Raw genomic sequence first — 16,291 nt, 5'->3', positions numbered from 1 at the left:
GCGCAGCCGGGTGCGGCCTACGACCTGCAGGGCTGCACCCTGGCCTCGGCTGCGGCGTAGGTGTTGGGCGCGTTCAAGTCGAGGTAGCGGGCCAGCTCGGTCAGCGCTTGCTTGTAGACGTCGCGCTTGAACTCGATCACGCTGTCGAGCGGCACCCAGTACTCGTGCCAGCGCCAAGCGTCGAACTCGGGCTTGCCACAAGCCCGCAGGCACACATCGCAGTCGCGCCCGATCAGGCGCAACAAGAACCAGATCTGCTTCTGCCCCCGGTAGGAAGAGCGATGCTCACGGCGCACCCAGTGCTGAGGCACGTCGTAACGCAACCAGTCGCGCGTGCGCCCGAGGATCCTGACGTGCATGGGCTGTAAGCCCACCTCCTCGCGCAGCTCGCGGTACATCGCCTGCTCGGGGCTCTCTCCGGTCTTGATCCCGCCCTGTGGAAACTGCCACGCGTGCTCTTTGACCCGTTTGCCCCAGAAGACCTGGTTTTTTGCGTTGCACAGTACGATTCCTACGTTGGGGCGATAGCCGTCACGGTCGATCATGTCAGCCACCCCTGAAATCTCTCTGACACGATTTTTTCACAGAAACGGAGGCCACGAAACCCCCGAGCCGAATGCCACGGCGGGCGCCGCGGCGCCGCGATCCCAGCCCCGATCAGGCTCCGGAGCGGCCGAAGATCAAGCCTTTGGCATCGTGCGGATTGAGTTCCTTGAGGGCCTCGACCATGCGCGGGAACTCCAGTCCGAGGCGCGCCTGGAGGCCCTTGGCCCGCGGGATGAGTTGCGACCAACGGAAAGTCCGGGGCGGGCGGCAGAAAGCGAAGGCCACCACGTTGCCGCGGCGCTCCGCCGGCAGACACACGCAGGCTTCGAAGCAACGTTCGATACGCTGCAGGTAGGCCTCGAAGCGCTTGTCGCTCGACCAGAGATTGACGACCAGGATGCCTTCCGGCTCGAGGCAGCGGCGAGCGGCCATGTAGAAGTCCTCCGTGGAAAGCCCCTCCGCCTGGGTGGTGCCGTCGTAACCGTCCACGAGGAGCGCGTCGCACGGCTCGCTGCGTCCGGCCACCCACTGCTCGCCGGGCGCCAGCACCACTTGCAGGCGCGCGTCGTCCGGGGGCACATGAAAATGGGATCTGGCCACCGATATGACCCGCGGATTCGCTTCGACCGCGGTGAGGCGTGCGTCCGGCAGACGGTGGTAGATGAACTTGGCCAGCGACCCTCCGCCCAGGCCGATCATCACGACGTGCCGGGGCTGCGGATCGAACAGCAGGAAGCCCATCATCGTGCGGGTGTAGGACAGCACCAGCTCGACCGGGTCGTTGAGCTTCATCGAACTCTGGATGGTCGAGGTGCCCAGGTGCAGGGAACGAACGCCGTCGCGCTCGCTGACCTCCACCGGAGCGTCGCGGTCGAACAGCCGATGGATGCGCCACTTGCCGAGCCGGATCGTCATGCCGTTTTCGCGTGTAAACGCCTGTAGAATAGCGGCTTTTCCAGGAACCGAGCGAGCAGATGCGCGTTTCGCAGTTCTTTTTGTCGACCCTCAAGGAGGCCCCGGCGGAAGCCGAACTGGTCTCCCACAAGCTCATGTTGCGCGCCGGGCTGATCAAGAAGCTGGGCAGCGGGCTCTATACCTGGATGCCGCTCGGGCTGAGGGTGCTGCGCAAGGTGGAGAGCATCGTGCGCGAGGAAATGAATCGCGCCGGCGCCATCGAGCTGCTGATGCCCGCGGTGCAGCCGGCCGAGCTGTGGCAGGAGACGGGACGCTGGGAGCAGTTCGGACCGCAGATGCTCAAGATCAAGGACCGGCACGAACGCGATTTCTGCTTCGGTCCGACGCACGAGGAAGTCGTCACGGACATCGCCCGCAAGGAGATCCGCTCCTATCGCCAGCTTCCCCTGAACCTCTACCAGATCCAGACCAAGTTTCGCGACGAGATCCGGCCGCGCTTCGGCGTGATGCGCGCCCGGGAATTTCTGATGAAGGACGCGTACTCCTTCCACGCCAGCTACGAAGACCTGCAGCGCGAGTACCGCAATATGTACGACACGTATGCGCGCATCTTCACGCGCCTGGGGCTGAAGTTTCGCGCTGTGGCCGCCGACACCGGGGCCATCGGCGGCACCGGCTCGCACGAATTCCACGTCCTCGCCGATTCGGGCGAGGACGCGATCGCCTTCTGCCCGACCTCGGACTATGCGGCGAATGTCGAGCTGGCCGAAGCGCTGGCGCCGCCCGGACCGCGCGCCGCTCCCGGCCAGAAGATGGAGAAGGTCCCTACGCCGGGCAAGACGACCTGCGAGGAAGTCACGGCGCTGCTGGGGCTGCCGCTGTCGCGCTCGGTGAAGGCGCTCGCGGTCATGCATGACGACGAGATGTTCATGCTGCTCGTGCGCGGGGATCACCAGTTGAACGAGGTGAAGACGGCGAAGATTCCAGGGCTCAATCCCTTTCGCTTCGCCAGCGACCGGGAAATCGAGGAGCGCATCGGCTGCCGGCCGGGCTACATCGGACCGGTAGGCCTGCCGAAGAACATCAAGGTCATCGCCGACCGGTCGGTCGCCGCGATGAGCGACTTCGTGTGCGGGGCGAACGAAGCCGGCTATCACCTCGTCGGCGTCAATTTCGGGCGCGATCTGCCCGAGCCGATCCATGTCGCCGACCTCCGCGACGTGGTCGCCGGCGATCCTTCGCCGGACGGCAAGGGTCGCCTGGAGATCTGCCGTGGCATCGAGGTCGGCCATGTCTTCCAGCTGCGCACGAAGTATTCCGAAGCGATGCAGGCCACGTTTCTCGACGAGACGGGGGTGGCGAGGCCCATGGAAATGGGCTGCTATGGAATCGGCGTCTCGCGCATCGTCGCGGCAGCCATCGAGCAGGGCAACGACGCCCGGGGCATCGTCTGGCCGCTCCCGATGGCGCCATTCCAGGTAGCGGTTGCGCCGATCGGTTACGAGCGCAGCGAAGCCGTGCGCGAGGCTGCGGACCAGTTGCACGACGAACTCGAGGCGGTTGGATTCGAAGTTCTGCTCGACGATCGCGGCGAGCGTCCCGGCGTGATGTTCGCGGACCTGGAGCTGATCGGGTTGCCGTATCGCGTCACGGTGGGCGAGCGCGGGCTGAAGGAAGGCAAGGCGGAAGTTCAGGCGCGCACCGCCGAGAAAGCCCAGGTCGTCGATTTGCAAAGCGTCGCCGCGCACCTAAAATCGCTCGTATGACCAAGCACCTCGCTTTGCTCGCCGGACTGGGCCTGTTGGGCGCGCAGGCCCATGCCGGCGAGCAGCGTTACGAACCGCTCTCGGCCAGCGTGCGCGCGGCACTGCATCGGTCGGTGGCCGACAACGCCAGCCCGCGTCTGGCCTTTCAGGACGAGATGCAAGGCGCGGTCTGGCTGGCCGACATGTCCACTCGCCTGGAGCGCCACGTGCCGGACGAGCAGGCGCGCAAGGATCTGCTGACCACCGTGCACTACGAAGCCACCCGTGCCGGGCTCGATCCGCAACTCGTGCTGGCGGTAATGGAAGTGGAGAGCCGCTTTCGCAAGTACGCGGTGTCGCGCGCCGGCGCCCGCGGCTACATGCAGGTGATGCCGTTCTGGACCGAGCTGATCGGCGAGAAGGATCACAACCTGTTCAACTTGCGCACCAACTTGCGCTACGGCTGCACCATCCTGCGCCACTACCTCGACATCGAGAAAGGAAACCTGTCGCGCGCGCTCGCGCGCTACAACGGGAGCCTGGGACAGCGCAAATACCCGGAACAGGTGCGCCGGGCGCTGGCGCGCAACTGGCGCTACGACCCCGATCAGCCGACGTTGACTCGCGCGGCGTCGCGCCCGAGCGCGACCACTGCGCCGGTGAAGGTCATCTGGTAGCCCGGTTCACCGCACGGGTTCTGGAGCGAGTCGGCTCCACGCGGAGGGTGCGCGCAGCCAGGCGCAGTCACTGACTTCGCGTTTCGCTCTCGCGATTCGCCTGCGTGTGGCCGCGGCGAGCGTGCTCGTCACGCCGCGCGCGCCGCCCCGCGGCCTTCGCGGCCGAAGAACAGCTCCGCAAGCGTCATGTCGGCGACATCCTCCGCGCTTTCCGCAAGCCTGCTGATCAGGTTGCGGATCGGCGGCTCGTCGGTGGCTTCGTTGGCGCCTCGTTCGTCGAGCACGAATTTGCGATAGACGTCGATTACATGGATGCGACTGGCATCGCGCGCCAGCACCCAGCCGTTGCCTTGCAGCTTTGCGACCCAGCCCGCCGCCACCAGCCGGTCGAGGATCGCCTCCATCTCTTCCCACGACAGCTTGACCACGGTGCGCAGCTCCTGCAGGTTCTTGACCTCGCCTTCGCGGTGCGCGCGCGCCAGCATCATCAGGATCTCCAGCGCGTCGACGAACGTGCTGCCGGGCGCCCCCGGACTCTTGACGCCTCCGGTGCGCCAGTAGGGGAGCACGGCGGTGATGACCGCGGCGAACACCACCACCACCCAGGACGAATAGATCCACACGAGGAAGATCGGCACACTGGCGAAGGCGCCGTAGACGAGCTTGTAGTTGCCGAAGTTCTGCACGAATTCGCTGAAACCGAGCTTCATGCCCTCGAACGCCATGGCGGCGATGATGCCACCCACGGTGGCGTCCAGCAGGGACACCTGCCGGTTGGGCACCAGGCGATAGAGCAGTCCGAACGCCGCTGACGTCAGCACCAGCGGGACGAGTCTGAGCACCACGACCGTGAGCTCGGGAATGTGGCGGCCGGCTCCGGCGGACGTCAGCAGCCACGACCACAACGTCAGGCTGGCTCCGATGAGCAGCGGGCCGACCGTCAGCAGCGACCAGTAGATCAGCACGCGCTGCACCAGGGGGCGCGGGCGCTTGACCCGCCAGATCGTGTTGAAGGCGCGGTCGATCGTCAGCATCAGCATGATCGCCGCGGCCCCGAGCAGCGTGACGCCCGCAGCAGTCAGTCGTCCGGCGTTCTCCGAGAACTGCTCGACGTAGGTGGAGACCACGCGGCCCGATTCGCGCGGGACGAAGTTCTCCAGCGCGAACTCGCGCAGCCGGGCGGTGATGTCGGCGAACACCGGAAACGCGGTCATGACGGTGAGCGCGATCGTGACCAGCGGCACCAGCGCCAGCAGCGTGGTGAAAGTCAGGCTGCCGCACAGCTGGAAACAGCGCTCGTCGCGAAAACGGCAATAGACCAGCGAGATGAAGTTGCCGAGCAAGCGGAACTGCTCGACGATCTCGCGGACGGATCCGAGCCTGAGCTTCATCTGGAACCCGGAAGGGCGGCCATATAATACTTTGCGCTGAGACACGGCGGAGCTTCCTGGTGAACGAAATCCTTGTCTTGTACTACTCGCAGACCGGCGCCATCCGGCAGATGGCGCAGTATGTGGCTCGCGGCGTCGAGCAGGTGCCTGGTGCGACGGCCCGGCTGCGCACCGTTCCCCGGGTGTCGACCGTGGCCGAGGCCGTGGAACCATCGATTCCAGACAGCGGCGCTCCGTACGCCGAGTATTCCGATCTCGAACAGTGCATCGGGCTCGCGCTCGGAAGCCCGACGCGCTTCGGCAACATGGCGTCTGCACTGAAATACTTCCTGGACGGTACCGGCGCACTTTGGCTGCGCGGCGCGCTGGCCGGCAAACCCGCCTGCGTCTTCACCTCCACCGCGTCGATGCACGGCGGTCAGGAGACGACGCTGCTGTCGATGATGCTTCCGCTCATGCATCACGGCATGATCATGGTGGGCGTGCCCTACACCGAGCCGGATCTGATCTCCACCCGATCGGGCGGCACTCCGTATGGCGTCAGCCACCTCGCCGGTCGCAACGCCGATCTGCCGGTGAGCGACGAAGAACGCAGGCTGTGCATCGCGCTGGGCCGCCGGCTGGCCGAGATCGCGCTCAAGCTTGCGCGCTAGCGCATGGATGCATCCACCCTGACGCGGGGAGACGAAGCGCGAAGGCTGTTGCGACGCCACCATGCCGGTGTGCTCTCCACCCATTCGGCCAGGCAGGAGGGTTATCCCTACGGCTCCGCGCTGCCGTTCTGCACCGACCATCAGGGACGCGTCGTCGTCCTCATCAGCCATCTCGCGGAGCACACGCAGAACATCCTGCGCGACCCGCGGGTGTCCTTCACCGTTTCGCCGCTCACGCCGGACCTTCAGTCGCAGCCGCGCCTGACCGTTCTGGGCGACGCGCGGGAGGTGGAGGAAGAACGCGTGCAGCAACGGTATCTGCGCATCCTTCCCGAGGGGCGCGAGCATCTGGCGATCGGCGGTTTTCGATTCTTCTGCATCGAGCCCAGGCAGGCGCGCTTGATCGCCGGCTTCGGCAGCCTGCACTGGATCGACGGCGCGAGCTTGCTGGCGCCGCTGCTGCCGGTCGCGGAGGCAGAAGCCGACATTCTGCGGCACATGAACGCCGACCACGCTCACAATCTGCTCGACTACTGTCGCCATGTCCACGGCGTCCAAGCAAGAAGCGCGCAAATGTGCGGCATCGACTGCGACGGATTCGACCTGCGTGCCGACCATGCTTTGCTGCGCTTCGAATTCGACGCACGAGTCGAGAACGCGCAGGACGCCCGCGATCACCTGGTCGCTCTGGCGCGGCAGGCCCGGCCCGAAAACTCCTGAGCCTTCAGCCTGCGCGCACTTGAACGAACAGACATCGTCATCAGCGAGCGGGCACACCAGGGCCGTTGTGAAATGCGAGGTGCTGAAGGAATCGTTGCGGCACTTCCCGGTGAGTTCGGTGGTTGGTCGTTCTCCATGAGGTTCGCCCGGTCTGTTCGCTTGTGGGCGCTCGCCGTATGAGTTACCGCGGAAGATTCGCGCCGAGCCCTTCGGGGCCGCTGCATTTCGGCTCGATGATCGCCGCGATCGGGAGTTATTGCGACGCGCGCGCGCACGGGGGCAGCTGGCAGTTGCGCATCGATGATCTCGATCCGCCACGCACGGCGCGGGGAGCCGTGGATGCGATTCTGCGTTGCCTCGAAGCGCACGCGCTGCAATGGGACGGTCCGGTCGTATTCCAGAGCCGGCGCAGCGACGCCTACCACGCCGCCTTGCATCGGCTGCGCCAAGCCGGCCGGGTCTTCCCCTGTGCCTGCAGCCGCAAGGAGATTGCCGAGATCGCGCGGGCCGGCGGCGAAGGTCCCGTCTACCCGGGCACCTGCCGCGACGGCTTGCCGCCGGGACGCCCGGCGCGCGCGCTGCGCGTCAGAGTCGAGGACACGACGATCGCATTCGACGACCTGCTGCAGGGACGGATCGAACGGCACCTGGCCCGCGAGTTCGGTGATTTCGTCCTCTACCGGGCCGATCACGTCTACGCCTATCACCTTGCGTGCGTGGTCGATGACGCCGAGGAAGGCGTCGATCACGTCGTGCGGGGTGCGGACCTGCTCGATTCCACCTCGCGGCAGATCTATCTCCAGCGCCTGCTCCGAGTCCCCACGCCACGGTACCTGCACCTGCCGGTGGCGCTGGATGCCAGCGGCCGGAAGCTGTCGAAGCAGGCACGCGCCCGGCCCGTCGATCCGGCACAGGCGCCAGCAGTCATCGGCGCGGTCGCCGCTTTCCTCGGACAGCGGCCGCCCGCAGACCTGGAACGGAGCACTCCCGCGGAAGCGCTCCGCTGGGTGGTGTCGCAATGGTCGCGCGAGCGCCTGCCGGCGACGCGCGCCATTGCGCTGCAAGACCGGCGCTTCGCTGAAGCGCCCTGACGAACGAGGAGCCTCCCGATTCCAGCAGCGGCCACTCCCAATCTTGCGTCCGCGCGATGGGCGGCGCGTCGCGCTGCACTCTCTGGTAGCTTGATGACTTCGACGAAAAGCTGAACGCTCAGGAAATGCTCCGATGTCCACCAGAACCTTCACGCTCCCCGACAAGCTCTATCGCTATCTGATCGACCACTCGCTGCGCGAGCCCGACGTCCTGCGGCGGCTGCGCGAGGAAACCTCGCGGCTGCCGATGGCCACCATGCAGATCGCTCCGGAACAGGGGCAGTTCCTTCAGTTGCTGGTTCGCATGCTGCGCGTCAAGCGCGCGCTCGAAGTCGGGGTGTTCACCGGCTATTCGAGCCTCGCGGTTGCGCTCGCCATGCCGCACGACGGTCGCCTCGTGGCCTGCGATCTGAGCGAGGAATGGACCTCGGTGGCGCGACGCTACTGGAAGGAGGCGGGCGTCGAGCGCAAGATCGAGCTGCGGCTGGCGCCGGCGCTGCAGACGCTGGACGCGATGCTCACCGTAGGCGAGGCTGGAACCTATGACTACGCCTTCATCGACGCCGACAAGGTGAATTACCTGAACTACTACGAGCGCGTACTGCGCCTGCTGCGACCGGGCGGGCTCATCGCGGTGGACAACACCCTGTGGAACGGAGCGGTCGCGGATCGGCGCAAGCGCGACGAGGACACCGAAGCGATCCGCGCTTTCAACCGTCATCTGCACTCGGATTCGAGGATCTTTCTGTCGCTCGTACCAATCGGCGACGGCCTGACGCTGGCGCTGAAGTCCGGTTGAGCCGTGTAAACGGCTCGCCCGCCTCCGGCGCCGCGTGAAGGCTAGCGCGGCGCTGCGCAGGGTGGACCGAGCTTCGCCGCCCGCTGCTGCAGCGGGCCCGACAGGGGATGCTGCGGAAAGCGCTTGCAGAACTCGCGCAACGCCCGGTCACCCTCTTCGTCTGCACCGCGCGAGTAGAGCGATTCGATTTGACGCAACACGGTCTGCGGGGCAGTCGTCGCAGAGCGCGCGGGCGCGGCGGACGGTTCACGCAGGTCCGAGCGCGCCTGCTCCTCGCGTGCAGGCTGTCCGGCTGAAAGCGCAGGCGGCGCTTGCGCCTTCTCGGCGCTCACGCCACTTGCGTTCTGCGGCTCGACTCGGCGCTCGCCAGCGCGCGTTGCATCCGTCGCAGCCGGCGAAGGCGGACTCGTGGCCGGGCGGGCGCTTCCCTCGAGATCGGGCATCGGCGCCGCCGGCGAGGAGATATCGGTCCGATTCTCGTCGACACCGCCCGCCCGATCGCGCTCGACCGCGGTCGAACCTTCGGAAACGGGAGCTTGCGTTTCGCGCTGCGCCGCGGCCTTCTTTTCAAGGCGGGACTGCGGCGCGCGCAGGCCCTGTACGCCGGGGAGTCCGGATTCGGGCTCCATCCCTGGCGCAGGCTGCGAAGATACCGGTGGGCTCGGTTGCGAGGACGCCGGCGGCGCGTGACGCGGAACCAGATCCGCCTGGTCGCGCAGGTTCAGCGTCACGGCCACGGCCAGCACGATCACGGCCGCGGCCGCGAGCGGCGCGCTCCAGCGGCGAATCCAGCCCCCCCTGCCCGGGCGCGTACCGACCGCTTGGCGCGACGCCGCCAGGATGGCATCGTCCAGCTCGGCGGCCGGCTCCTCCCGGGCCGCGTCCCGGTACGCCTGCGAGACCGTAGAGCGCCGGGCGAGGAACGCTTCGAGCCCCTCATCGTCACGGGGTCGCTCGCTCATGACCAGTCCTCCAGGCTCTGTCTGAGCCGCGCGAGCGCGTAGCGCAGCCGGCTCTTGACGGTCTCGCGCCCCACGCCGGTGAGTTGCGCGATCTCCTCGAGCGCGAGGCCGCCTTCTTCGTGGAGCAGGAAGGCTTCGCGCTGCGCCGGCGGGAGAGCCTCGACGCCTTCCAGAATCCGGGCGGCGAGCTGACGGCGCTCGATCATCCGCTCCGGCTGGCCAGCGGCCGGTGCCGGCGGATCCACCGGATCATCGGGGTCGTCTGGATCTTCGAGCCTGCGCCCCTGCGAGCGGAAATGGTCGATCAGGCGGTTGCGCGCGCACTGGTACAGAAAGGTGGAGAACTTCGCGCTCGGAGCATAGCGGCTGCGGGCCGCGATCACGTTGGTCCACACGTCCTGAAACAGCTCATCGGCCAGTGCGCGGCTGCCGCACTGGCGCAGCACGAAGCGGTAGAGCCCGCCGCGATGGCGCGCGTAGAGCACGGCAAACGCCCCGGCATCGCCGTCGCGATAGGCCATCATGAGCGCCTCGTCCGAATCCGCCTGCCGCACGCGCCCCAGTGTAGCGGAGACATCCACGCCGCGACCCATTGCGAGCCGCATCATCGACGGCGCAAACCGTTCATCCGCGCGAAGGGTCCGGCAGGAAGCCGGCGGGAAAGGGCCGCGGCTCGGCGCCGCACCGACGCAATCACCCCGCGCGCCGCCGAGTTTCGTAGCTGGCGTCGCAGATCACGACGAGCTCTTCAGGCGCTCCGGTCGCCCGCTCGAACCCGGCGTGGCGCCCCACCACCGCGAGGCTGCGCCCACGGCCGGCGCCGCCGCGACCTGGAATGGCGCAAGCAGCCGCGCCAGCCACAACCAAGCGCTCATCGCAACCTCCATCGCCCGGAATGATGTCGATGTAAACGACGCAAGCGCGCTGCTGGGGTCACCGGGTGAGAAAACGCGCACCCCCACGCGTCTCGCCTCATCTCTCAGACCTCACCCCTCTCTTCCCACCCGAATCCCAGCTTCGTGACGCCCTGCTTCAGATAGTCGAGCGCTTCATTGGCGAGCCGCGCTTCGCCTTTCACGCCCAGTTCGATGCGGCGGCCGGCCGGGGTGAACGAAGGCAGGCTGAAGAGCTTCACGTCCGGGAACCGGGCGATGCAGCCGTTCATCAGATCGATCAACTGGCTTTCGCCGGCGTCCTTGACGATGATCGCCACGTCGACCGGCGGCGTGGCGCGGTGAAATTCGCGATACTCGTTATCCAGCACCCATTCCATCATCGGCCAGGCCATCTCCGGGAACCCCGGAAGAAAGTGATGCCGCCGGTAGCTGAAGCCGGGCACGCGGTTGTAGGGATTGGGAATGATGCGGCTGCCCACCGGAAACACGCCCATCTCGATGCGCTTGGGGTACGCCTCGGCACCGAAGCGCGCTTCGATCTCGCGTTTGGCATCGGGGTGCAAGGCCAGTGCGACGCCGGCCGCTTTCGCCGCGCACTGCCGGGTGTGATCATCGGGCGTGGCGCCGATGCCGCCGAACGAGAACACCACGTCCGGCCGCCCCATGGTGCTGGTGAGGACCTCGGCGATCATGTCCGGCTCGTCCGGCAGATACATACTCCACGACAGTGTGAGGCCGCGCCGCCCGAGGATCTCGATCGCTTTGGCGAAATGCCGGTCCTGCCGCTTCCCCGACAGGATCTCGTCGCCGATGATGAGCGCGCCGAAGCGTGGAGCAGGGGCCCCTGTGGGGATGCGACCGCGCAGGCGCGCGTCGCCCGCGGAACCGGGCAAAGAGCGCTCAGCCATGTATCCACCGCGCGCAGCGCGACAACCCCAGCATCGCAGCGGGCGCGCCGAAGCGCAGAGCAGCAGTTGTCATGGCCGCGCAGTGTGTCGGCACGAACCCATACCGTCAAGGCACCCGGGCCGGCTTGACAGTCAACCGCCGGCCGGTGAAATTCGTTCTTGAAGCCGATTTCCAGAGAAACCCAACCAGGTTGAGTTTGTTCTGCCCATCTCCCCTGACCGGCACGCGGCGCCGCCCTCTCCCGCAAGGGCGAGGGTGGAACGCTCCCGCCTGAGTGCAGGCGGCGATCTGGCGGCCGACGAGCCGACAACGTTGATGCTTCAGCAATGGACAGCGAACCAGGCGCTGCTTCCGCGCGCCGGTGCGCAGCAGACGCGATGAACCGCTACACCACGGTCGCGATCGTGCTGCACTGGTTGATCGCCGCAGCGATCTTCGGCACCTTTGCGCTCGGTCTGTACATGCACGACCTGCCGCTGTCTCCGCTCAAGCTCAGGCTGTACTCGTATCACAAATGGATCGGTGTGACGATCTTTCTGCTCGTCGTGCTGCGCATCATCTGGCGGCTGACCCATCGCACGCCGCCGCTGCCGCCGATGCCGGCCTGGCAGCGCCTCGCCGCTCACGCTTCGCACGCGCTGCTCTACATTCTGACGCTCGCCATTCCGGTCTCCGGCTGGCTGTTCAGCTCCGCATCGGGCTTCCAGACGGTCTACCTGGGCCTGGTGCCCATACCGGATCTGATCTCCAAGAACAAGGACGCGGCGGACGCCCTCAAGGCGGTGCACTTCTATCTGAACATGACGATGATGACCATCGTTGCACTGCATGTCGCCGCCGCGCTCAAGCATCACTTCGCCGACCGGGACGACGTGCTGGTTCGCATGCTGCCGGTCGTCAAGCAGAGGAACCGGAGGCATGAGACCGCTTGAGCTGCTTTGCTTGGCCGCGGCCGGATTGCCGCTGCTGGCCCAGGCCCAGACGATCGATTACGCCAGAAGCGAGATCGTCTTCATTTCCACCCAGATGAACGTCCCGGTCGAGGGCCGCTTCCGCAAGTTCACCGCGCAGATCCGGTTCGATCCGAAGAACCTCGCCGCCTCGCAGGCGCAGATCGAGGTCGACCTGGGCAGCGTCGACACCGGCAGCGAAGAGGCGGACAGCGAGGTGAAGAAGAAGGGATGGTTCAATCTCGCGGCCTTTCCGACGGCGAAGTTCGTCTCCACCGGCGTGCGTCAGCTCGGCCCCGACCGCTTCGAAGCGCAGGGCAAGCTCACGATCAAGGGCATCACGCGCGACATCACCGCCCCGTTCACGGTGAAGAAATCCGGCACAGCGACCGCCTACGAGGGCGGATTCACGCTGCTGCGGCTGCAGTTCAAGATCGGCGAAGGGGTCTGGTCCGACACCGACACCGTGGCCGACGAGGTCCAGGTGCGATTCCGCATCGTCCAGTCCGGAACTGCCGGCTGAGCCGCGCCGTCTTATCGCTCTGATAGTTCAGGCAAGGAGGCTTCCGATGCACAGAGCAGCCGTCGCCGCCAGCTTTGCCGCGGCATTGTCCACCACGGCACTGGCGGCTCCCGAGTCCTACACCGTGGATCCCGCGCATACCTATCCGGGTTTCGAGATCAACCACCTGGGTTTCTCCAACATGCGCGGGACCTTCGATTCCACCCGGGGGCGGATCGTGCTCGACCGCACCGCAGGGACCGGCAGCATCGAGATCGTCATCGACACCGCCTCGATCGATACCGGCCACGCCAAGCGCGACGAGCATCTGCGTGCAGAGGACTTTTTCAACGTCGCTGTCTTTCCGGCCATGAGCTACAAGTCCACGCGGCTCACCTTCGAGGGTGACAGGCTCGCCGGTGTAGACGGAGAGCTGACGCTCCTGGGCAAGACCTTGCCCGTGAGCCTGACCATCACCAACTTCAACTGCGGGCAGAACCCGATCAACAAGAAGCACGTCTGCGGCGCGAATGCCGTGACCACCCTCAAGCGCTCCCAGTTCGGGATGACGGCCTACCTGCCCGGCATCGGCGACGAGGTCCGGATAACCATCGGCATCGAGGCGGTGCGCGACTAGCGGAGGATCGCGGCCATGGCCTGCCCGAGCGGGCGCCGCCGCGATCCGCGACCGGAGAATTCAAGCAGGGATCGCCGCAACCGGCCTGACCTGCACCCCGCGACTCTCCAGCGCCCGCCGCAGCCGAGCCGCGAACGCCGGAGCCTGTGGTGCGTCGCCGTGGATGCAGATGGTGTCTGCGCGCACTTTCACCGTGCGCCCGTCAACCGCGCGGACGGTACCCTGTTCGATCATCTGCAGCACCTGCGCCGCCGCGGCATCCTCGTCGTGGATCAGCGCGTCGGGGCGCGAGCGCGGCGTGAGGCTGCCGTCGGCCTGGTAAGTCCGATCGGCGAACACTTCGGCAGCGCTCCTGAGCCCCGCCGCTTCGGCCGCCGCGATGAGGCTGGAGCCGGAGAGCCCGAACATCACCAGGCGCGCGTCGAAGTCCCGCACCGCCTCGGCAATCGCCCGTGCCAGCGTGGCATCGCGCGCAGCCATGTTGTACAGCGCGCCGTGCGCCTTGACGTGGGCGAGCCGCGTTCCGGCCGAGCGCGCGATCGCCTGCGCCGCACCGAGCTGATAGATCACCAGCTCGTAGACCTCCTCTGCAGTCACCGGAAGCTCGCGCCGGCCGAAATGCTCGCGATCGGCGAGCGACGGGTGCGCGCCCACCGCGATGCCCTTCTGCGCCGCGAGGCGCATGAGCCGGCGCATCACGTGCGCGTCTCCGGCGTGCAGCCCGCAGGCGACGTTGATCGAGCTGACGAATGCAAGCACCGCCTCCTCGCGCGCGCGACCTTCGGCGCTCGAGTCTTCGCCCAGATCGCAGTTGAGGTCGACGCTGCTAGGCATTATCCACGTGGCCGCGCAGCGCTTCGCACAGCTCCGCGAACGCGCGCTCCTGCGCCATCCACAACTGCTGCGCCTGGGTCAGCGAAATCCTCTCGAAACGCACGCGGTCGCCCGGCTTGAGCTGCGCCGCGAGGCCGAGGTCGACGGAGGCGACTTCGCCCAGCCGCGGATAACCGCCGGTCACCTGGCGATCGGCCATCAGCACGATGGGATTGCCGTCGGGCGGCAGCTGGATGGTACCGAAGGCAACCGCCTCCGACAGCACTTCCCGGCGTGCTCCACTGTCGATCTGCGCACCTTCCAGACGGTAGCCCATCCGGTCGGAGGCCGCGCCGACGCGGTATTCGGAGCCGGTGAAACGCGCGCGGCTTTCGGCGGGGAGCGTCTCCCAGTATCCGCCGGACACGAAGCGCAGCGTCTGGGGCGTGCGCTGCAGCTTTTCCGCACGAGCGCGCACTGCCCACTGCGCTGCGGCCATGCCGCCGGGCGAGCCCAGCGCTTGCGCCTTCAACCGCGGATAGAGCGTCGCCTCGGGCACTCCGACGCCGAGGCGGTCGCCGCGCTTGAGCGCCCGGCCTTCCAAGCCCCCCAGGTTCGCGCGCAAGTACGTGGAGCGGCTGCCCAGTACCGGGGCGACGTCGATGCCGCCCGCGACCGCGAGGTAGGCACGGCTTCCGACCCGCGCCGCACCGAATTCCACGCGCGTGCCTGCGCGAACCCAGACCGGACGGAACATCGGCACGGGACGATCCGCCACGCGCGGCGCGAGATCCGCGCCGCACACCGCGAACAAGCTGTCCTCGTCGAACTCGATCGCCGGGCCCTCCAGCGTGAGCTCCAGTCCGGCCGCCTCGGAGCCATTGCCCACCAGCGCGTTGGCGATGCGCAGCGAATAGGCATCCATCGCGCCCGACACCGGCACGCCAAAGCGCTGATAGCCGGATCGGCCGAGGTCCTGCACCGTCGTCAGCACTCCGGCGCGCAGAATCTTCAGCGCCATGGCTGCCTGGCTGCGGCGACGTCGAACTCGGCCGGGGTGATGGGAACGAATCTCACGCGATCGCCCGCGGCGAGCAGTGCCGGCGGATTGCGCTCCACATCGAACAGGCGCCACGGAGTGCGGCCGATGACGTGCCAGCCACCCGGCAGCTCCATCGGGTAGATACCGGTGAACGCGTTGGCCAGCGCGACGCTGCCCGCGACCACGCGCGTGCGCGGCATCTCACGGCGCGGCTGCCTCAGCCGCTCGTCGACCGGCCCCAGATAACCGAATCCGGGCGCAAAGCCCAGCATGTACACCGAATAGGTCTGCGCGCAGTGAATTTCGGCGACCTGTTCCGGCGCCAGGCCCCTCGCCTGCGCAAGCGGCGCAAGGTCCTCGCCGAACGCACCGCCGTACACGACCGGGATTTCGAACAACCGTCCTTCCACCGGTTCGGCGTCGGCAACCTCGGCCAGCAGTTCCTGCAGTTGCTCGACCAGCGCGTCGTAGGGCGTCTTCTCGCCGGAGCGGTCGCGCAGCGCGCCCGGGTCGTAGTGCAGGGCGACCGAGCAGAACGCGGGGACGACGTCGGTGACACCGCGAAGCGCCCGGGCCGTGATGCGGGCCGCCACGGTGCGCACCCGCGCGGTGACGACAGGATCGAGCGCTTCGCCCACCTCCACCAGCAGCGCCCGGTCGCCGAGCGGGGCGAAGCTCAGATGGACACGCGCGTCGTCGGGCATGACGCAGCGCTGTCAGCCGCACGGGCTCCCGGGCCGGGCTTCGCGGCATTCGACCCGGTCACGGGCCGGCGTGGTCACGCACTGGTACACCTTGCCCTCGCAGCGCGCGCACCACGCGGTGGTGGAGCCCTGGCGCTTGAACTCGCTGTCGACGATGTCCACGCCCGTGCGGCTGCAGCCGATCGCTTGCGCGGTCAGTGCAGTCGGGGTCTTGCAGCCGGCGAGCAGCACGGCCAGCAACAGAGAAGAAAGGAGAATGCGCATCGGTGTGAACGACCGCGAGTCGGCCGGCGTGAACCGAAAGCACCGCTGCGAAACGGCAGCGGCGGGGGCTCGACC

20 protein-coding genes are annotated in these 16,291 nt (G+C 67.3%); 9 read left to right on the top strand and 11 right to left on the bottom strand.

All coding sequences use genetic code 11. The features are described 5' to 3' along the window. Positions 1-17: 17 nt before the first annotated feature. Together VNM24_12830 and VNM24_12825 are read right to left on the bottom strand one after the other, a co-directional pair. Positions 18-545, bottom strand: coding sequence for an RNA pyrophosphohydrolase (locus VNM24_12830; protein HWQ39463.1), 528 nt, complete (start codon positions 543-545; stop codon positions 18-20). Positions 546-657: 112 nt separating this feature from the next. After that, positions 658-1,461, bottom strand: coding sequence for a polyamine aminopropyltransferase (locus VNM24_12825; GenBank protein HWQ39462.1), 804 nt, complete (start codon positions 1,459-1,461; stop codon positions 658-660). Positions 1,462-1,520: 59 nt separating this feature from the next. On the opposite strand from VNM24_12825, the gene VNM24_12820 reads away from it, so the two are divergent. Together VNM24_12820 and VNM24_12815 are read left to right on the top strand one after the other, a co-directional pair. Next, positions 1,521-3,227 (top strand): proline--tRNA ligase, encoded by a 1,707-nt coding sequence (locus VNM24_12820; GenBank protein HWQ39461.1) that lies wholly within the window; start codon positions 1,521-1,523, stop codon positions 3,225-3,227. Continuing rightward, the gene (locus VNM24_12815; GenBank protein ID HWQ39460.1) at positions 3,224-3,883 is read left to right on the top strand and encodes a transglycosylase SLT domain-containing protein; all 660 of its coding nucleotides are present in this window, start codon (positions 3,224-3,226) and stop codon (positions 3,881-3,883) included. The genes VNM24_12820 and VNM24_12815 overlap by 4 nt, the downstream gene beginning before the upstream one ends. A 128-nt stretch (positions 3,884-4,011) precedes the next feature. Here the strand turns inward: VNM24_12815 and VNM24_12810 are convergent, their stop codons facing one another. Further along, positions 4,012-5,274: a YihY family inner membrane protein gene (locus VNM24_12810; GenBank protein HWQ39459.1), complete on the bottom strand. Its 1,263-nt coding sequence runs from the start codon at positions 5,272-5,274 to the stop codon at positions 4,012-4,014. A gap of 59 nt (positions 5,275-5,333) precedes the next feature. Here VNM24_12810 and wrbA point away from each other — a divergent pair, with 59 nt between their 5' ends. The 4 genes from wrbA (at position 5,334) to VNM24_12790 (ending at position 8,537) form a co-directional block, all read left to right on the top strand. After that, positions 5,334-5,927 (top strand): NAD(P)H:quinone oxidoreductase, encoded by a 594-nt coding sequence (gene wrbA, locus VNM24_12805; protein ID HWQ39458.1) that lies wholly within the window; start codon positions 5,334-5,336, stop codon positions 5,925-5,927. Positions 5,928-5,930: 3 nt separating this feature from the next. Then, on the top strand, positions 5,931-6,647 hold the full coding sequence (locus tag VNM24_12800; GenBank protein HWQ39457.1) for a DUF2470 domain-containing protein: 717 nt from the start codon (positions 5,931-5,933) through the stop codon (positions 6,645-6,647). Between the two features lie 176 nt (positions 6,648-6,823). Further along, positions 6,824-7,738: a tRNA glutamyl-Q(34) synthetase GluQRS gene (gene gluQRS, locus VNM24_12795; protein HWQ39456.1), complete on the top strand. Its 915-nt coding sequence runs from the start codon at positions 6,824-6,826 to the stop codon at positions 7,736-7,738. A 133-nt stretch (positions 7,739-7,871) separates the two neighbouring features. After that, complete coding sequence (locus tag VNM24_12790) at positions 7,872-8,537, top strand: class I SAM-dependent methyltransferase (protein ID HWQ39455.1); 666 nt, start codon at positions 7,872-7,874, stop codon at positions 8,535-8,537. A gap of 41 nt (positions 8,538-8,578) precedes the next feature. Here VNM24_12790 and VNM24_12785 read toward each other — a convergent pair whose 3' ends face one another. The 4 genes from VNM24_12785 to VNM24_12770 form a co-directional block, all read right to left on the bottom strand. Continuing rightward, on the bottom strand, positions 8,579-9,499 hold the full coding sequence (locus VNM24_12785; GenBank protein HWQ39454.1) for a hypothetical protein: 921 nt from the start codon (positions 9,497-9,499) through the stop codon (positions 8,579-8,581). After that, entirely contained in the window at positions 9,496-10,107 is a 612-nt protein-coding gene (locus VNM24_12780) for an RNA polymerase sigma factor (protein HWQ39453.1), read from the bottom strand. The genes VNM24_12785 and VNM24_12780 overlap by 4 nt, the downstream gene beginning before the upstream one ends. A gap of 126 nt (positions 10,108-10,233) precedes the next feature. After that, entirely contained in the window at positions 10,234-10,374 is a 141-nt protein-coding gene (locus VNM24_12775; GenBank protein ID HWQ39452.1) for a hypothetical protein, read from the bottom strand. A gap of 104 nt (positions 10,375-10,478) precedes the next feature. Next, positions 10,479-11,303, bottom strand: coding sequence for a molybdopterin-binding protein (locus tag VNM24_12770; GenBank protein ID HWQ39451.1), 825 nt, complete (start codon positions 11,301-11,303; stop codon positions 10,479-10,481). A gap of 378 nt (positions 11,304-11,681) precedes the next feature. On the opposite strand from VNM24_12770, the gene VNM24_12765 reads away from it, so the two are divergent. The 3 genes from VNM24_12765 to VNM24_12755 are packed head-to-tail and all read left to right on the top strand — an operon-like array spanning position 11,682 to position 13,393. Next, entirely contained in the window at positions 11,682-12,236 is a 555-nt protein-coding gene (locus VNM24_12765; GenBank protein HWQ39450.1) for a cytochrome b, read from the top strand. Further along, positions 12,223-12,777 (top strand): YceI family protein, encoded by a 555-nt coding sequence (locus VNM24_12760; protein HWQ39449.1) that lies wholly within the window; start codon positions 12,223-12,225, stop codon positions 12,775-12,777. Before VNM24_12765 ends, VNM24_12760 begins: the two co-directional genes overlap by 14 nt. A 46-nt stretch (positions 12,778-12,823) precedes the next feature. Further along, on the top strand, positions 12,824-13,393 hold the full coding sequence (locus VNM24_12755; protein HWQ39448.1) for a YceI family protein: 570 nt from the start codon (positions 12,824-12,826) through the stop codon (positions 13,391-13,393). 60 nt (positions 13,394-13,453) lie between these two features. Here VNM24_12755 and VNM24_12750 read toward each other — a convergent pair whose 3' ends face one another. From VNM24_12750 to VNM24_12735, 4 genes are read right to left on the bottom strand one after another with little or no spacing between them, the layout of a single operon-like run. Further along, the gene (locus tag VNM24_12750) at positions 13,454-14,227 is read right to left on the bottom strand and encodes a 5-oxoprolinase subunit PxpA (protein ID HWQ39447.1); all 774 of its coding nucleotides are present in this window, start codon (positions 14,225-14,227) and stop codon (positions 13,454-13,456) included. Continuing rightward, positions 14,220-15,227 carry a biotin-dependent carboxyltransferase family protein gene (locus VNM24_12745; GenBank protein ID HWQ39446.1) on the bottom strand — a complete coding sequence of 336 codons (1,008 nt, stop codon included), beginning with the start codon at positions 15,225-15,227 and terminating at the stop codon, positions 14,220-14,222. Before VNM24_12745 ends, VNM24_12750 begins: the two co-directional genes overlap by 8 nt. Then, on the bottom strand, positions 15,218-15,952 hold the full coding sequence (gene pxpB, locus VNM24_12740; GenBank protein HWQ39445.1) for a 5-oxoprolinase subunit PxpB: 735 nt from the start codon (positions 15,950-15,952) through the stop codon (positions 15,218-15,220). Before pxpB ends, VNM24_12745 begins: the two co-directional genes overlap by 10 nt. A 12-nt stretch (positions 15,953-15,964) precedes the next feature. Further along, positions 15,965-16,216, bottom strand: a complete 252-nt coding sequence (locus VNM24_12735) for a hypothetical protein (GenBank protein HWQ39444.1) — start codon at positions 16,214-16,216, stop codon at positions 15,965-15,967. Between the last annotated feature and the right edge of the window lie 75 nt (positions 16,217-16,291).

The sequence above is a fragment of the Burkholderiales bacterium genome (assembly GCA_035560005.1).
Classification (GTDB): domain Bacteria; phylum Pseudomonadota; class Gammaproteobacteria; order Burkholderiales; family Eutrophovitaceae; genus DASRFY01.
Note: the sequence above shows the minus strand (reverse complement) of the source record. Positions and strands in the feature narration are given on the sequence as shown.

Bases quoted from the DNA above. Each gene is read 5' to 3' on its own strand.
- pxpB (HWQ39445.1), bottom strand. From the start codon at position 15,952: ATGCCCGACGACGCGCGTGTCCATCTGAGCTTCGCCCCGCTCGGCGAC.
- VNM24_12780 (HWQ39453.1), bottom strand. From the start codon at position 10,107: ATGATGCGGCTCGCAATGGGTCGCGGCGTGGATGTCTCCGCTACACTG.
- VNM24_12825 (HWQ39462.1), bottom strand. From the start codon at position 1,461: ATGACGATCCGGCTCGGCAAGTGGCGCATCCATCGGCTGTTCGACCGC.
- VNM24_12735 (HWQ39444.1), bottom strand. From the start codon at position 16,216: ATGCGCATTCTCCTTTCTTCTCTGTTGCTGGCCGTGCTGCTCGCCGGC.
- VNM24_12760 (HWQ39449.1), top strand. From the start codon at position 12,223: ATGAGACCGCTTGAGCTGCTTTGCTTGGCCGCGGCCGGATTGCCGCTG.
- VNM24_12800 (HWQ39457.1), top strand. From the start codon at position 5,931: ATGGATGCATCCACCCTGACGCGGGGAGACGAAGCGCGAAGGCTGTTG.
- VNM24_12745 (HWQ39446.1), bottom strand. From the start codon at position 15,227: ATGGCGCTGAAGATTCTGCGCGCCGGAGTGCTGACGACGGTGCAGGAC.
- VNM24_12815 (HWQ39460.1), top strand. From the start codon at position 3,224: ATGACCAAGCACCTCGCTTTGCTCGCCGGACTGGGCCTGTTGGGCGCG.
- VNM24_12770 (HWQ39451.1), bottom strand. From the start codon at position 11,303: ATGGCTGAGCGCTCTTTGCCCGGTTCCGCGGGCGACGCGCGCCTGCGC.
- VNM24_12750 (HWQ39447.1), bottom strand. From the start codon at position 14,227: ATGCCTAGCAGCGTCGACCTCAACTGCGATCTGGGCGAAGACTCGAGC.
- VNM24_12790 (HWQ39455.1), top strand. From the start codon at position 7,872: ATGTCCACCAGAACCTTCACGCTCCCCGACAAGCTCTATCGCTATCTG.
- VNM24_12785 (HWQ39454.1), bottom strand. From the start codon at position 9,499: ATGAGCGAGCGACCCCGTGACGATGAGGGGCTCGAAGCGTTCCTCGCC.
- gluQRS (HWQ39456.1), top strand. From the start codon at position 6,824: ATGAGTTACCGCGGAAGATTCGCGCCGAGCCCTTCGGGGCCGCTGCAT.
- VNM24_12820 (HWQ39461.1), top strand. From the start codon at position 1,521: ATGCGCGTTTCGCAGTTCTTTTTGTCGACCCTCAAGGAGGCCCCGGCG.
- VNM24_12765 (HWQ39450.1), top strand. From the start codon at position 11,682: ATGAACCGCTACACCACGGTCGCGATCGTGCTGCACTGGTTGATCGCC.
- VNM24_12775 (HWQ39452.1), bottom strand. From the start codon at position 10,374: ATGAGCGCTTGGTTGTGGCTGGCGCGGCTGCTTGCGCCATTCCAGGTC.
- VNM24_12755 (HWQ39448.1), top strand. From the start codon at position 12,824: ATGCACAGAGCAGCCGTCGCCGCCAGCTTTGCCGCGGCATTGTCCACC.
- VNM24_12810 (HWQ39459.1), bottom strand. From the start codon at position 5,274: ATGAAGCTCAGGCTCGGATCCGTCCGCGAGATCGTCGAGCAGTTCCGC.
- VNM24_12830 (HWQ39463.1), bottom strand. From the start codon at position 545: ATGATCGACCGTGACGGCTATCGCCCCAACGTAGGAATCGTACTGTGC.